The sequence below is a fragment of the Umezawaea sp. genome (assembly GCF_057122925.1).
In genome coordinates, this window is the sequence record NZ_DBNGPQ010000109.1 from 15,259 (window position 1) to 28,613 (window position 13,355).

The following is a 13,355-nucleotide window of genomic DNA, read 5'->3' on the forward strand; positions in this document are numbered from 1 at the left end:
AAGCACATGGAGGAGGACCCGCTGGCCCTGGAGAACCAGGTCTGCTTCGCGCTCTCGATCGCCGCCCGCGGCGTCGTGGCCGTCTACAAGCCGCTGCTGGAACCCATGGGCCTCACCCACCCGCAGTACCTGGTGATGCTGGCCCTGTGGCAGCGGGACCCGCTGTCCGGCAGGGAGCTGTGCTCCCTGCTCAAGCTCGACCCCGGCACCCTCTCCCCGCTGCTGAAGCGACTGGAGTCGGCCGGGTACGTCACCCGCGAGCGCGACCGCGCCGACGAGCGCGCGCTGGCGGTCACCCTCACCGCCGCGGGCCGCGCCCTGCGCGACGAGGCGCTCGGGATCCCGCCCGCGATCGTCGGCAGGCTCGGCATGAGCCTGGACGAGCTGCGCACCCTGCACAGCTCGCTGACCCGCGTCATCGCCGCCGCACACCAGGAGCAGCCGTGAAGCCGAACCCCGTCCTCCGCCTCTGGTACTACCTGGGGGGCCGCCTGCCGCAGGGCCACCGCGAGTGGGTGTTCCACAACGTCACGCGCCCGAACTGGCTGCTCCACTTCACCGCCCGCTCGCTGCTCCAGGTCCTGCCGCTGAGCCTGGTGATCGGCGTGCTCCTGGTGGTGCTGCTGGGTTCCCCGATCGGCCTCGCCGTGGCGTGCGGCGCGCTGGGCCTCATCGTCGGCGTCTACTTCTCCCTGTCCTACGCCGCCGAGAGCGTCGAGAACCGGATCACGAAGTACGGCTACCCCCACGGAGCCGCGGGCGAGGCCCGCGCCCGGCGCACCGACGACGACCAGCAGGCCCGCTACAACGCGACCTGGCGCTCCTAGCCCGGACGGCCCGTCCGGTACTCCTGCGGGCTGACACCCCGTTCGCGCTTGAACGCGGTGCTCAGCGAGAACGAGCTGCCGTACCCGACCTGCCGGGCCACCGCGCCGACCGTGGCGTCCGTGCCGCGCAGCAGGTCCGCGGCCAGCGCCAGCCGCCAGCCGGTCAGGAACGCCATCGGAGGCTCGCCGACGAGGTCGGTGAACCGGCGGGCCAGCGCCGCCCGCGACACGCCCACCTCGGCGGCCAGCCCCGCCACCGTCCACGGGTGCGCGGGGTTGTGCTGGAGCAGCCGGACCGCCCGTCCCACCACGGGATCGGCGAGCGCGCGGTACCAGGCGGGCGCGTCGGCGCGGGCGAACCACGCGCGCAGCACCGCGATCAGCAGCAGGTCGAGCAGGCGGTCCAGGACGGCCTCCTGGCCAGGCTCGTCCTTGGCGATCTCGGCCGCCAGCAGCGGGACGACCGGGCAGTCCCACTCGTCCTCGCGCAGCACCAGCAGCGTCGGCAGCGCGTCGAGCAGCCGTCGGCTCACCTCGCCGCGCACCGGGTACGCGCCGGTCAGCATCATCGTGCCGCCGTCGGGGTTGGTGCCCCAGGTGCGGACGCCGAGGCCCATGCTCGCGGCGAGGCCGCGGCCGTCGGGCGTCTCGCAGCGCTGGCCGGGGTGGATGACCGCCTGCGGCACGGTGTCCGGGTGGTCGGCGACGGTGTACGGCTCGGGGCCGAGGACCACGGCGACGTCGCCCGCCACCAGCGGCACCGGCTCGGCCGCGCCGGGCGGCACGATCCAGGCGTGGCCGCGCACCACCGAGACGACGGTCAGCGGGGCCTCGTCCTGGACGCGGATCGACCACGGCGGGTCGAGCACGGAGCGGAGCAGGAACGCGCCCCTGGCCCGCGGCCCGTCCAACAACCCCGCCAGCGCGTCCACGGCCCGAGCGTAGACGGAGGCGCACGTCCGGGAGCGCCCGGACGATGGCCTGGGACGGGCCCGCGCACTTCACTGGACGGCATGGACACCTTGCGCGCCGCCGCGCTGATCGCGGCCACCCTGGCCACCGGGCTCGTCGCGGGCCTCTTCTACTCCTACGCCTGCTCGGTGATGCCCGCGCTCAGGGGCGTCGACGACCGGGCGTTCGTCGACACGATGCGGCGGATCAACGTCGCCATCGTCAACGGCTGGTTCCTGGTCGCGTTCCTCGGCGCGGCGGTGCTGGGCGCGCTGGCGGCGGTCCTGCACCTCGGCCGCGCCGGGTTCGGCCTCGTCGTCGCGGGCGCGGTGCTCCACCTGGCGACGGTCGTGATCACCGGAACGGTCAACGTCCCGCTGAACAACGCGCTCGACGCCGCGGGCCCACCGTCGGCGATCCCCGACCCGGCGGCCGTGCGCGCGAGCTTCGAGACCACGTGGGTGCGCTGGAACACCGCCCGCGCGGTCACGTCGACCGCCGGGTTCCTGTGCCTGGTGCTGGCGCTGCGGGCCTAGAGGTCGCCCAGTGCGGACACCGGTGACTCGACGCGGTCCGCGACGTACCTCAGGAACCCGCCCGCCACGCCGCCGTCGCAGACCCGGTGGTCGAACGCCAGCGTCAGCTCGCAGACCTTGCGCACGGCCAGCCGCCCGTCGACCACCCACGGCCGGTCGATGATCCGGCCCATGCCGAGGATCGCTGCCTCGGGGTGGTTGATGATCGCGGCCGAACCGTCCACTCCGAACACGCCGTAGTTGTTGACCGTGAAGGTGCCTCCGGTGAGGTCCGCGGGCGTCAGCGTGCCCGCGCGGGCGGCGGCGGTGCGGTCGGCCAGCGCCGCCGACAGCTCGCTCGTGGTCAGGTCGTGGGCGTTCCTCACCACGGGGACGACCAGTCCGCGGTCGGTCTGCGCGGCGAAGCCGAGGTTGACGTGGTCGAGCACCACGACCTCGTCACCCTCCACCCTGGAGTTCAGCTCGGGGAACTTCGTCAGGCCCAGCACGGTGAAGCGGGCCAGCAGGGCGAGCAGCCCGACGTCCTTGAGGGCGGCGCGGGCGGCGAGGAACGCGGTGGCGTCGACGTCGACCCACACCGTCGCCTCGGGGATCTCGCGGCGGGACGTGGAGAGCTTGTCCGCCACGGTCTTCCGCAGACCCCTCAACGGGATCCGGCGGCCTCCGGACGTCGGCGCGGGGGTGGCCCGGCGGGCCAGTTCCTCCTCCACGTCGTGACGGCGGACGATCCCGTCGGGGCCGCTGCCCGTGAGCGCGCCGACGTCGACCCCGTTGTCCCGCGCCAGTTTGCGGACCAGCGGCGAGATCACACCGGGCGCGGTGGCCGTGGGCGCGGTGGTGGTGGGCGCAGCCGCCGCTCGGGCTCGCCCGCGCTTGCGGCGCGGCGCCTCGGAGGTGCCGTAGCCGATGAGGACGTTGCCGCTGCCCTCTTCGGGCACGACGACGCCGGGCTCCTGGAACCCCTCGCCGCCCACGGTCAGCAGCACGGACCCGACGGCCAGCGACTCACCGGCCCGGCCGTGGGTGGCGGTGACGACGCCCTCGTACGGGCACGGCACCTCGACGACGGCCTTGGCGGTCTCGACCTCCACGACCGGCTGGTCGACGGACACCCTGTCCCCCACCGACACCAGCCACGTGACGATCTCGCCCTCGGTCAGCCCTTCGCCGAGGTCGGGCAGCAGGAAGTCAGGCACCGCACACCTCGTCGTCCCACTGGAGCCGACCGATGGTGTCCAGGATCCGGTCCACGCCGGGCAGGAAGTGCTCCTCCAGCTTCGGCGGCGGGTAGGGGACGTCGAAACCGGTCACCCGCAGCACCGGGGCGTGCAGGTGGTGGAAGCAGCGCTCGGTGACGCGCGCGACGACCTCCGCGCCGTAGCCGCCGAACCCGGCCGCCTCGTGCACGACGACCGCGCGCCCGGTGCGGCGCACCGACTCGCACACCGTCTCGTCGTCGAACGGCGACAGGCTGCGCAGGTCGACGACCTCGACGTCCCAGCCCTCCTCCTTCGCGGCCTCCGCGGTCTCCAGCGCGGTCGCGACCATCGGCCCGTACGCGATCAGCGTGACGTCGTTGCCGGGCCTGCGGACCAGCGCGCGGTCGAACCCGGTCCGCGGGCGGCCCGCCACGACCTCGCCCTTGGACCAGTAGCGGCGCTTGGGTTCGAGGAAGATCACCGGGTCCGGCGAGTCGATCGCGTCGCGCAGCAGGTCGTAGCCGTCCTGCGGGGTGCCGGGCGTGACGACCCGCAGCCCGGAGGTGTGCGTGTAGTAGGCCTCCGAGGAGTCGCAGTGGTGCTCGACGCCGCCGATGCCGCCGCCGTAGGGGATGCGGATGACGACGGGCACCTCCACCGTGCCGCGCGTGCGGTTGCGCATCTTGGCCAGGTGGCTGGTGATCTGCTCGAACGCCGGGTAGGCGAACGCGTCGAACTGCATCTCCACGACCGGGCGCATCCCGTTCACGGCCATGCCGATCGCGGTGCCGACGATGCCGGACTCCGCGAGCGGGGTGTCGAACACCCGCCGGTCGCCGAACCGCGCGGCGAGCCCGTCGGTGACCCGGAAGACACCGCCGAGCGGGCCGACGTCCTCGCCGAAGACGAGCACGCGCTCGTCGGCGTCGAGGGCGTCGGCGAGCGCCAGGTTCAGCGCGCCGGACATCGACATCGTGCTCATGCCAGTTCCCCCGCGAGCAGCGCGGCCTGCTCCCGAAGCTGCCGGGTCGGCTCGGCGTAGACGTGCTCGAACAGCTCGGCCGGGTCGACCTCGACGTCGGCGTTCATCACCTCGCGCACGCCCGCGGCGAAGGCCTCGGCCTCGGCGGCGACGGACGCGCGGCGGGCGTCGTCCAGCAGGCCGCGCGCGGTCAGGTAGGCCTCGATGCGGTCGACGGGGTCGCGGTCCAGCCACGCGGCCACCTCGTCGGCGTCGCGGTAGCGGGTCGCGTCGTCGGCGTTGGTGTGCGCCTCGACCCGGTAGGTCAGGGCCTCGACCAGCGTCGGGCCACCGCCCTCGGCGGCGGCGCGGACGGCGTCCCGCACGACGGCGTAGAGCGCGGCCGGGTCGTTGCCGTCGACCAGCACGGACGGCACGCCGTAGCCGATGCCCTTGTGCGCCAACGAGGGCGCGATGTTCTGCTTGCTCATGGGCACGCTGATCGCGTAGCCGTTGTTCTGCACCAGGAACACCACGGGCGCCCGCCACACCGCGGCGAAGTTCAGCGCCTCGTGCGTGTCGCCCTCGCTGGTGGCGCCGTCGCCGAGCAGCACCAGCGCCACGGTGTCCTCGCCCTTGAGCGTCGCGGCGTGCGCGAGGCCCACGGCGTGCAGCGTGTTGGTGGCGAGCGGCGTGCACTGCGGGGCCACCCGGTGCTCGTGCGGGTCGTAGCCCGAGTGCCAGCCGCCCTGGAGCAGCGTCAGCGTCTCCCCCGCCGGGACGCCCCTGGTCACCAGCGCGACCGAGTCGCGGTAGGTCGGGAACAGCCAGTCCTGCTCGCGCAGCGCCAGCACCGACCCGACCTCGCACGCCTCCTGGCCGCGCGACGACGGGTAGACCGCGAGCCGCCCCTGGCGGGTCAGCGCGGTGGCCTGGGTGTCGAAGCGGCGGCCGACGACCATGCGGCGGTGCAGCTCCAGCAGCACGTCGTCGTCCGGCATCGTCAGCTCGGGGTCGACGACCGGCTGGCCGGTCTTCGTCAGCAGGGACAACGGCGCGTCCGTCGGGAGCAGCGAGCGCTCCCGCGCGGGCAGGCTGGTGCGTGCCACGTGTCCTCCTCGGGCCGGGGTGAGGCCCATGGTGAACCGGGTCACTGCCAATGTTCTAGATCTGGGCGTCTTCCCTGGACGAACGGCCGTGAGCGGCGGTTATCGTGGCCAGATGCCCACCAAGCCACGCGTGAACACCACGTCGACTGGACGTCTGGAACCCCTGGACGACACCGACCGGCGGATCGTGGAGGAGCTGCGCGGCGACGGTCGGCTGTCGATGCGGGCGCTGGCCGAGCGGCTGCACATCTCGCGCGCGAGCGCGTACTCGCGCGTGGACCGGCTGCACCGCGACAAGGTGATCACCGGGTACAGCGCCGACGTGGACCCGGAGCGGTACGGGTTCGGGATCTCGGCGTACGTGTACCTGAAGATCAGCCAGCACTCGTGGAAGGCGGTGCGGCGGCGGATCCTGGAGATCCCCGAGGTGTGGCACGGGGCGCTGGTGTCCGGCGACCACGACCTGGTGCTGCTGGTGCGGGCGCCGGACGCGCACAGCCTGCGGGACCTGGTGCTGAACCGGCTCCAGACGATGCCGGACGTGACGTCCAGCCACACCGTGCTGGTGCTGGACGAACTGCACTCGCCCGTGGACTGACGTGGACAGGCACCCCGAGTGCAGGGCTCGGGGTGCCTGAGATCGTGGGAGCGCCGCCCGGTCGGGCGGGCGGGCCTACCAGCCGAAGTTCTGGGTCCAGTAGATGCCGAACGAGCCGCCCTTGGCGACGCCGGTGCCCAGTGACGTGAGGCCGCAGTTGAGGATGTTCGCGCGGTGGCCGGGCGACTCCATCCAGCCCTTCATGACGGCCTCGGGCGTGGGCTGGCCCGCGGCGATGTTCTCCGCGCCGGGGCTGGGGTAGCCCGCGGCCTTGATGCGGTCGACGAACGAGCGGCCGTCCTTCGACTTGTGGTCGAAGTAGTTCTGCTTGGCCATGTCCTCGCTGTGGCCGCGGGCGGCGGCCGCGAGGCGGTCGTCGGCCTTCAGCGCCGGGCAGCCCGCGGCGGCGCGCTCCCGGTTGGTGATCTCCAGGACCTTCGCCTCCTGGCCCTGCGCCTCGGTCGGCGGCGGGGTCTGCTCCACCGGCGGCGCGGGCGGGTCGGCGGGCGGCTCGGGCGTGTTCTCCACGGGCGGCGCGACCGAGGACGTCTCGCTGGTGGTGGTCGTGGTCGTGGTGGTCGGCGCGGACGACTCCGCGCTGCTGCTCGGGGCCGCGCTGCTGCTGGACCCCGCCGTCGACCCGGTCTCGCCGACCAGCGCGGCCGTGGACTGCGAGGTGGCGACCGCGCTCGGCGTCTGGGTCACGAACCCGCCGCCACCGCCCGCACCGACGGTGCCACCGCCTTCGCACCCGGCGACCAGCACGGCGGCGCTGACGGCCAGCAGGAGCGAGCGGATGGCGGTTGTGGTGCGTGGCACGGCGGAGTTCCTCTTCTGCGACATTGGGGAAACAAAGACCTCGCAAAACCCTAGTCGCATTCGAAACAATGTCAAGGAACGATTATTTATGGAACATTTAATGTAGACATCAGGATAATTAAAGTTATTCCGCCGATCAGTCCGGCAGCCTGGTCAGACGCAGCTGGACCCGCGTGCCGCCCAGCGGTCCTCGGTCGATCCGCAGCGAGCCGCCGGTCGCCTCGGCCGCCCGGCGGACGATGTCCATGCCCAGTCCGGTCGAGCCCGCTCCGCTCACGCCGCGCCGCATCGCGGCCTCCGCGTCCGGGATGCCGGGACCGGCGTCCTCGATGACGATGACGACGCGTTCGGCCTGGTGGAACAGGGCCACCACGAAGTTCGTGCCCTCCGGCGTGTGCCGGAAGATGTTGCCGATCACGGCGTCCATCGCGGCCGCGAGGTCGGACCTGGCGAGGCCCACCATGGCCCGCTTCTCGGTGCCGCGCAGGTTCCACAGGCGCTGCTGGTCGTCGGCCAGCGCCGACCAGAACACCAGCCGGTCCTGCACCACGAGGGCCGCGTCGCACCGGTTGCTGTCCGGGTCGGCGAGTTCGCGGCGGGCCGCGCGGATGAGTTCGTTGACCTCGCGCTCCAGCGCGTGCACGGCTTGGCGGACGCGGTTCGCGCTGCTGTCGGTGCCGAGGGTTTCGGAATCGAGCCGCAGCGCGGTCAGCGGTGTGCGCAGGCGGTGCGACAGGTCCGCGAGGACTTCTCGTTCGGAGGCCACCAGCTGACCTATCCGCGCCGCCATGCGGTTGAACGCGCCGCCCGCCTCGACCAGTTCCGGCGGCCCCGTGGGCTCCACCCGCGCGCCCAGGTCGCCCTGCTCCATCTTCCGGGCGCCGTCGGCCAGCGCGGAGGCCGCGCTCACGACCCGCGCGCCCAGCCGGTCGGCCACCAGCACCGACCCGAGCACCAGCACGATGGCGACGCCGGACAGCGCGAGCCACGCCGACTCGACACCCCTGGACAGGTCGGCCTCGGGGATGAACGCCTCCACGACGGCCACCCGGCCGCGGTCGAGCACCACGGGCTGGAGGTAGACGCGGCCGTCGGACACCGACGCGGTGAACGACTTGCCCTCCTCCTTCGCGGTGGCGAGCTGCTCGGGCGTCGACTTCACGAACCCGAGCACCTGCCCGCCCGGCAGGTGCACCGCGATCCGGCCCGCACCGCCGTACTGCGTGCTGGCGAGCGCCTGCTCGACGGCCCTCGGCTCGTTGGTGATGACCAGGACGGGTGTGAGCGCCACGGCCTGGCGTTCGGCTTCGGCGAGTGCGCGGTCCTCGGCGAGCTGTGCCACCACCATCGCCAGGGGGATGAGGAACGCCAACGCGATCATGGACGTGACCGCGAGGGCGACGAGCGCGAGCGAGCGCCTCACCCAGCCGCCGTCAGCTTGAAGCCGACACCGCGCACGGTGTGCAGGTAGCGGGGTGCCGCGGCGCGTTCACCGAGCTTGCGGCGCAGCCAGGACAGGTGGACGTCCAGCGTCTGGTCGTCCTGGTTGCCCGGCATGTTCCACAGGTTCGACAGGAGTTCGGCGCGCGGCACGACCTTGCCCTCGCGGGCCGCCAGGTAGGCGAGCAGGTCGAACTCCTTGCGCGTCAACGCGAGCGTCCGCGACCCCAGCGACGCCTCGCGCCGCTCCAGGTCCACCACCAGCTCGCCGACCCGCAGCGGCTCGTGGGCGTCGTCGCGTCTGGCCCGGCGCAGCACGGCGGCCAGTCGCGCCGCGAGGTGGTCGCTGGAGAACGGCTTCACCAGGTAGTCGTCGGCGCCCGCGTTCAGCAGGCGCACGATCTCCGTCTCGTCGTCGCGCGCGGTCGCCACGATCACGGGCACGTCGCACACCCCGCGCATCATGCGCAGGGCGTCGCCGCCGTCCATGTCCGGCAGGCCGAGGTCCAGCACGACCACGTCGAACGTGCCCGACGTGATCTCCCGCAACGCGTCCAGCGCGGTCCCCACGGGGGTGACCGCGTTGCCGAGCGCGGTGAGGGCCCTGGTCACGGCCGACCGCACCACCGGATCGTCCTCCACGAGCAGCACCGAAGGCATGGGAGGAAGGTACTGGCAGGATGCCACCCGTGGCACATGGCATCCGGTACATCGCGGCCTGGCTGGCATCGACGGCCGTCGCCGTGGCGCTGTCCTGGCTCGGCGTCCGCTCCGTCCTCGACGCGGGTGTCCAGCAGAGACCGCAGGTGGTCACCGGTCAGACCCTCGTGGCCAGCAGCGCCACGCCCAGCTCCGCCACCACGACGACCACTCCCCGACCCACGGCGCCGCCCTCGTCCTCCGCCCCGCCCAGCTCGTCGGCGTCGGCCACGCCGTCGTCACCGACGACGACGGCGACCTCACCCGCGCGGCTGGCGTCCACCGAGGGCAGTTGGACGGAGGAGAACGGGAAGCAGGTCTACCTCCGCAGCTTCCAGCTCGACGGCGGGGAACTGGCCGTCCGGTTCGGAGCCGACTCCGTGCAGACGATCTCGGCGACGCCCCGGCAGGGCTTCGCGGTGTCCGTGCAGCAGCCCGCCGGGACGACCCTGGTGGTGGAGTTCCAGAGCGCGACGGAGAAGTCCAAGCTGGAGGCGAACTGGCAGGACGGCCCCCGCTGGAAGATCACCGAGTCGGGCTGAGCCGCCGCTAGAACCGGTCGCGCAGCCCGGTCAGCGTCGCCCTGATGCCCTTCGCGTTGAGGGCGGGCATCCTCAGCAGTTCCAGCGCCTTCGGCGAGCGGGCGGTGGTGTAGTCGAACGTCTCGGTCACCGTCGTGCGGCCCTCGTGCTCCTCGAACGTCCACCGCCAGCGGTGGCCCATCGGGTGGCGCCACTCGATCAGCCTGCCGTCCTCGAACGCGGTCACGCGACTGGTGATGCGGTAGGGGACGCCGTACATCCTCATGGCGACGGAGAACTCCGCGCCCTCGCTGAGGCGGGCGGGGCCGCGCACCCCGCTGAGCACCGTGCCGGACCCGTCGACCTCGCCGTGCCTGCGGGGGTCGGCGAGCATGGCGAACAGCGTCGCCGCCGGGGCGTTCACCACCACCTGCCTGGTGACCGTCCGAGCTCCGGTGTCGACCGCGCGCACCTCGTCCACGTGCTTCCCTCCCGCTAACCGACCGTGACGCCGAACAGGACACCCGCGTAGTAGGTGATCACCATCGTCAGGCTTCCCACGAGTACGTTCCGCGCGACCGCCCTGCGCGGTTCGCCCCCGCCGAGCCTCGAACTGATGATCCCGGTCACCACGAGCCCGAGCACGACGGCGACGACGCACGTCCACACGCGCCACGAGACGGGCGGGGCCGTGATCGCGACGACCGGCACCAGGGCGCCGAGCGCGAACGCGACCAGCGACGCCCAGGCCGCCTGCCACGGGCTGGTCAGGTTGTCCGGGTCGATCCGGAGTTCGGCGTCGGCGTGCGCGCGCAGCGCGTCCTTGCGGGTCAGCTCCGCCGCGACCTCGTCGGCGAGGTCCGCCGACAACCCCTTGTCCCGGTAGATCGCGGCGAGTTCGCGCTCCTCCTCGACGGGCGTGTCCCGGAGTTCGGCGCGCTCCTTGTCCAGCGCGGCGCTCTCGGTGTCGCGCTGGGTGCTGACCGACACGTACTCGCCGCCCGCCATCGACAGGGACCCGGCGACCAGACCGGCGACGCCCGCGGCGAGGATCGCCGTGCGGTCCGTCGTGGCGCCCGCGACGCCGACGACCAGACCGGCGGTCGACACGATGCCGTCGTTGGCGCCGAGGACACCGGCCCGCAGCCAGTTCAGCCTGCCCGCCAGGCCGTCGTGGTGGGGTTCTCCTGGATGGGCCACGCGGTGATCAAAGCACGGGACCGGTGCTCCGGCCCATCCGCGGTGGTACTGGTGGAGGCATGACACGCGCACTGGTCCTCGGCGGCGGCGGGGTGGCGGGCATCGCCTGGGAGATCGGCGTCCTGGCCGGGCTGGCCGAGGGCGGTGTCGACGTGACGCGGCCGGACCTCGTGGTCGGCACGTCGGCGGGCGCGTCGGTCGCGGCGCAGATCACCAGCGACCTCGGGCTGCCCGAGCTGCTGCGCAGGCAGGTGGAGCCGGGGGCGCAGGCCCCGGAACTGGCCGCCGACTTCGACCTCGACCGGCTGGCCGAGGTGTTCGGCTTCGCCGACGGCGACACCGATCCCGTCGAGGTGCGCCGCCGGATCGGCCAGACCGCGCTCGCCGCGCCCACCGTCGCCGAAGGGCGTCGGCGGGAGGTGATCGCCGCGCGGGTACCCGTCGACGCGTGGCCCGCGACGCCGCTGCGGCTGGTGGCCGTGGACGCGGCGACCGGGCTGGAGCGGGTCTTCGACGCGGACAGCGGGGTCGGGCTGGTCGACGCGGTGACGGCGAGCTGCGCGGTGCCGGTGATCTGGCCGCCGGTCACGATCGGCGGCGCCCGGTACGTCGACGGCGGCGTCCGCAGCGCGGAGAACGCGGACCTCGCGCGGGGCCACGACGTCGTGCTGGTGCTCAGGGCGATGGTGGTGGAGGAGGTGGACACCCTCACCCCGCAGGTGGAGGCGCTGCGCGCGGACGGGTCCGAGGTGCTGGTGGTCGACGTCGACGAGGCGGGCCTGGCCGCGATCGGCCCCAACCCGCTCGACCCCACGACCAGGGAGCCGGTGGCGCGCGCGGGCAGGCTCCAGGGGCTCGCCCTCGCCGACGAGGTGGGCGCGGCCTGGGGCCGTTAGAGGTCGACGCCGGGGTGCGGGCCCGCCGTCTCGTCCGGGATCTCCGCGGCGCAGTCGGCCGCCGACGCGGCGGTGGAGGACGACCCGGCGGCGGTCGACGCGACCGGGGCGGACCCGCTCGCGCAGCCGACGAGGGTGGCGAGGCCCGCACCGCCGAGGAGGGCGAGCACGCGGCGCCGGTTCAGCGTCGCCAGGTCGAAGGCGAGGCCTCGGTCGTGGTCCGGTGCGCGTCCGCTCATGGCACCGGAGTCGCGCGGAACCGGCGGAACCCCGTGAGGCGGTTGCAGGTTTTCTGTGCGGACCGCCAGGGCATCCGGGCGGCATGTCCGATTCTGCTGACGGGGCGGCGTCCCGAGCGCACCACGACCTGGTCGCGCAACCGCACGAGCGGGACGACGAGGGGCCGATCGCCGACGCGGAGGCCGAGGCGGAGCGGATGCGCAGCGACGAGCGCCCGCTGGGCAGGCTCGGGCGTCCCCTCGACCGCCGGTCCCCGTTCTTCGTCGGGATGGCGGGCGCGGCGGGGGTCGCCGTCACCTACGTGCTCGCCCAGCTCGTGCTGGGGACGCGGGACGTGCTCGTCCTCATCGGGCTGGCGTTCTTCCTCGCGGTGGGCCTGGAGCCCGCGGTGTCGTGGCTCGCGCGGCACGCCTGGCCCCGCGCCGCCGCGGTCGCGACCGTGCTGGCGACGCTGGTCGCCGTGTTCGTCGGCTTCCTGGTCATGGCGATCACCCCGCTGGTCGACCAGGCGACGCAGTTCGCGTCCCGCGCGCCGGAGTACCTGACCGAGCTGACGTCGAAGGGCTCCTGGGTCTCCGAGCTGGACGAGCGCTTCGACCTGCGGGACCGCGTGCAGAAGCTGCTCAGCACGAACCAGGACACCCTGATGAACGGGATCCTCGGCGCGGGCCGGATGGTGTTCGGGGTGCTGACGAACACGGTCATCGTGCTGATCCTGACCGCGTACTTCCTCGGCTACCTGCCCGCGATCCGCCGCACGATGTACCGGTTCGTGCCGAGTTCCCGGCGGCCCCGCGCGATCCTGATCGGCGACCAGATGTTCGCCAGGATCGGCGGCTACGTGCTCGGCAACGTGCTGATCTCGCTCATCGCGGGCGGTGTGACGTTCATCTGGTTGATCGTGTTCGGCATCCCCTACGCGCTCCTGCTCGCCATCGCCGTGATGATCCTGGACCTCATCCCGGCCGTCGGGGCGACCATCGCGGCGGTCGTCGTGAGCCTCATCGCCCTGACGGTGTCACTCCCCGTAGGCATCGCGACGGCGATTTTCTTCATCGTCTACCAGACCGTGGAGAACTACCTCCTTGCTCCGAAGATCATGGGGCGGGTGGTCCAGGTTCCCGACGTGGTGACGGTCGCGGCCGTCCTCATCGGGGGGACCCTGCTGGGGGTCGTCGGGGCCATCGTCGCGATTCCGCTGGCAGCGGCCGTGCTCCTGCTGTTCAGGGAGATCCTCTTCCCCAGGCTCGACCGCGCGTGACCGTCCGCCCCACCGGAGCGACCGCTCGTCGGAAACACGTGTGATTCATGGCGAAAGTGGGTAACCCCGCTCGGGGTGCCGCCGATATGGGCGTCACA

At 73.0% G+C, this 13,355-nt stretch carries 17 protein-coding genes; 7 read left to right on the forward strand and 10 right to left on the reverse strand.

Annotation, left to right across the window (positions count from 1 at the left end; translation table 11 throughout):
• Window positions 1-6 precede the first annotated feature (6 nt).
• On the forward strand, window positions 7-447 hold the full coding sequence (locus tag AC156L_RS24905) for a MarR family winged helix-turn-helix transcriptional regulator (protein WP_330877271.1): 441 nt from the start codon (window positions 7-9) through the stop codon (window positions 445-447).
• Window positions 444-827: a DUF5313 family protein gene (locus tag AC156L_RS24910; protein ID WP_330877273.1), complete on the forward strand. Its 384-nt coding sequence runs from the start codon at window positions 444-446 to the stop codon at window positions 825-827. The genes AC156L_RS24905 and AC156L_RS24910 overlap by 4 nt, the downstream gene beginning before the upstream one ends.
• Here the strand turns inward: AC156L_RS24910 and AC156L_RS24915 are convergent.
• Window positions 824-1,759 (reverse strand): AraC family transcriptional regulator, encoded by a 936-nt coding sequence (locus AC156L_RS24915; protein WP_330877274.1) that lies wholly within the window; start codon window positions 1,757-1,759, stop codon window positions 824-826. The two genes, AC156L_RS24910 and AC156L_RS24915, sit on opposite strands and share 4 nt — an antisense overlap.
• An 81-nt stretch (window positions 1,760-1,840) precedes the next feature.
• On the opposite strand from AC156L_RS24915, the gene AC156L_RS24920 reads away from it, so the two are divergent.
• On the forward strand, window positions 1,841-2,314 hold the full coding sequence (locus tag AC156L_RS24920) for an anthrone oxygenase family protein (protein WP_330877275.1): 474 nt from the start codon (window positions 1,841-1,843) through the stop codon (window positions 2,312-2,314).
• On the opposite strand, the gene AC156L_RS24925 is transcribed toward AC156L_RS24920, so the two are convergent.
• The 3 genes from AC156L_RS24925 to pdhA are packed head-to-tail and all read right to left on the reverse strand — an operon-like array spanning window position 2,311 to window position 5,583.
• Window positions 2,311-3,510, reverse strand: coding sequence for a dihydrolipoamide acetyltransferase family protein (locus tag AC156L_RS24925; RefSeq protein WP_484407308.1), 1,200 nt, complete (start codon window positions 3,508-3,510; stop codon window positions 2,311-2,313). The two genes, AC156L_RS24920 and AC156L_RS24925, sit on opposite strands and share 4 nt — an antisense overlap.
• Entirely contained in the window at window positions 3,503-4,495 is a 993-nt protein-coding gene (locus AC156L_RS24930) for an alpha-ketoacid dehydrogenase subunit beta (RefSeq protein WP_330877277.1), read from the reverse strand. Before AC156L_RS24930 ends, AC156L_RS24925 begins: the two co-directional genes overlap by 8 nt.
• On the reverse strand, window positions 4,492-5,583 hold the full coding sequence (gene pdhA / locus AC156L_RS24935) for a pyruvate dehydrogenase (acetyl-transferring) E1 component subunit alpha (RefSeq protein WP_414719943.1): 1,092 nt from the start codon (window positions 5,581-5,583) through the stop codon (window positions 4,492-4,494). The genes AC156L_RS24930 and pdhA overlap by 4 nt, the downstream gene beginning before the upstream one ends.
• A gap of 112 nt (window positions 5,584-5,695) precedes the next feature.
• On the opposite strand from pdhA, the gene AC156L_RS24940 reads away from it, so the two are divergent.
• Window positions 5,696-6,181 carry an Lrp/AsnC family transcriptional regulator gene (locus tag AC156L_RS24940; RefSeq protein ID WP_330877278.1) on the forward strand — a complete coding sequence of 162 codons (486 nt, stop codon included), beginning with the start codon at window positions 5,696-5,698 and terminating at the stop codon, window positions 6,179-6,181.
• Window positions 6,182-6,256: 75 nt separating this feature from the next.
• Here the strand turns inward: AC156L_RS24940 and AC156L_RS24945 are convergent, their stop codons facing one another.
• The 3 genes from AC156L_RS24945 to AC156L_RS24955 form a co-directional block, all read right to left on the reverse strand.
• Window positions 6,257-7,000, reverse strand: coding sequence for a CAP domain-containing protein (locus tag AC156L_RS24945; RefSeq protein ID WP_330877279.1), 744 nt, complete (start codon window positions 6,998-7,000; stop codon window positions 6,257-6,259).
• A 136-nt stretch (window positions 7,001-7,136) separates the two neighbouring features.
• On the reverse strand, window positions 7,137-8,423 hold the full coding sequence (locus tag AC156L_RS24950) for a HAMP domain-containing sensor histidine kinase (protein ID WP_330877280.1): 1,287 nt from the start codon (window positions 8,421-8,423) through the stop codon (window positions 7,137-7,139).
• On the reverse strand, window positions 8,420-9,100 hold the full coding sequence (locus tag AC156L_RS24955; RefSeq protein ID WP_330877281.1) for a response regulator transcription factor: 681 nt from the start codon (window positions 9,098-9,100) through the stop codon (window positions 8,420-8,422). Before AC156L_RS24955 ends, AC156L_RS24950 begins: the two co-directional genes overlap by 4 nt.
• A 29-nt stretch (window positions 9,101-9,129) precedes the next feature.
• On the opposite strand from AC156L_RS24955, the gene AC156L_RS24960 reads away from it, so the two are divergent.
• On the forward strand, window positions 9,130-9,681 hold the full coding sequence (locus AC156L_RS24960) for a hypothetical protein (protein WP_330877282.1): 552 nt from the start codon (window positions 9,130-9,132) through the stop codon (window positions 9,679-9,681).
• A gap of 7 nt (window positions 9,682-9,688) precedes the next feature.
• On the opposite strand, the gene AC156L_RS24965 is transcribed toward AC156L_RS24960, so the two are convergent.
• On the reverse strand, window positions 9,689-10,141 hold the full coding sequence (locus AC156L_RS24965) for an SRPBCC family protein (protein ID WP_330877283.1): 453 nt from the start codon (window positions 10,139-10,141) through the stop codon (window positions 9,689-9,691).
• Window positions 10,142-10,155: 14 nt separating this feature from the next.
• Entirely contained in the window at window positions 10,156-10,860 is a 705-nt protein-coding gene (locus AC156L_RS24970; RefSeq protein ID WP_330877284.1) for a VIT1/CCC1 transporter family protein, read from the reverse strand.
• 59 nt (window positions 10,861-10,919) lie between these two features.
• On the opposite strand from AC156L_RS24970, the gene AC156L_RS24975 reads away from it, so the two are divergent.
• A complete protein-coding gene (locus AC156L_RS24975; RefSeq protein WP_330877285.1) occupies window positions 10,920-11,756 on the forward strand; it encodes a patatin-like phospholipase family protein in 837 nt (278 codons plus the stop codon).
• On the opposite strand, the gene AC156L_RS24980 is transcribed toward AC156L_RS24975, so the two are convergent.
• Window positions 11,753-11,995 (reverse strand): hypothetical protein, encoded by a 243-nt coding sequence (locus AC156L_RS24980; RefSeq protein WP_330877286.1) that lies wholly within the window; start codon window positions 11,993-11,995, stop codon window positions 11,753-11,755. The two genes, AC156L_RS24975 and AC156L_RS24980, sit on opposite strands and share 4 nt — an antisense overlap.
• 83 nt (window positions 11,996-12,078) lie before the next feature.
• Here AC156L_RS24980 and AC156L_RS24985 point away from each other — a divergent pair, with 83 nt between their 5' ends.
• Window positions 12,079-13,257, forward strand: coding sequence for an AI-2E family transporter (locus tag AC156L_RS24985; RefSeq protein WP_330877287.1), 1,179 nt, complete (start codon window positions 12,079-12,081; stop codon window positions 13,255-13,257).
• The last annotated feature ends 98 nt before the right edge of the window (window positions 13,258-13,355 follow it).

What these genes read in the sequence shown, in the direction of transcription:
- AC156L_RS24920 (WP_330877275.1), top strand. Translation starts at nt 1,841, where the DNA reads ATGGACACCTTGCGCGCCGCCGCGCTGATCGCGGCCACCCTGGCCACC.
- AC156L_RS24975 (WP_330877285.1), top strand. Translation starts at nt 10,920, where the DNA reads ATGACACGCGCACTGGTCCTCGGCGGCGGCGGGGTGGCGGGCATCGCC.
- AC156L_RS24955 (WP_330877281.1), bottom strand. Translation starts at nt 9,100, where the DNA reads ATGCCTTCGGTGCTGCTCGTGGAGGACGATCCGGTGGTGCGGTCGGCC.
- AC156L_RS24980 (WP_330877286.1), bottom strand. Translation starts at nt 11,995, where the DNA reads ATGAGCGGACGCGCACCGGACCACGACCGAGGCCTCGCCTTCGACCTG.
- AC156L_RS24985 (WP_330877287.1), top strand. Translation starts at nt 12,079, where the DNA reads ATGTCCGATTCTGCTGACGGGGCGGCGTCCCGAGCGCACCACGACCTG.
- AC156L_RS24940 (WP_330877278.1), top strand. Translation starts at nt 5,696, where the DNA reads ATGCCCACCAAGCCACGCGTGAACACCACGTCGACTGGACGTCTGGAA.
- AC156L_RS24905 (WP_330877271.1), top strand. Translation starts at nt 7, where the DNA reads ATGGAGGAGGACCCGCTGGCCCTGGAGAACCAGGTCTGCTTCGCGCTC.
- AC156L_RS24930 (WP_330877277.1), bottom strand. Translation starts at nt 4,495, where the DNA reads ATGAGCACGATGTCGATGTCCGGCGCGCTGAACCTGGCGCTCGCCGAC.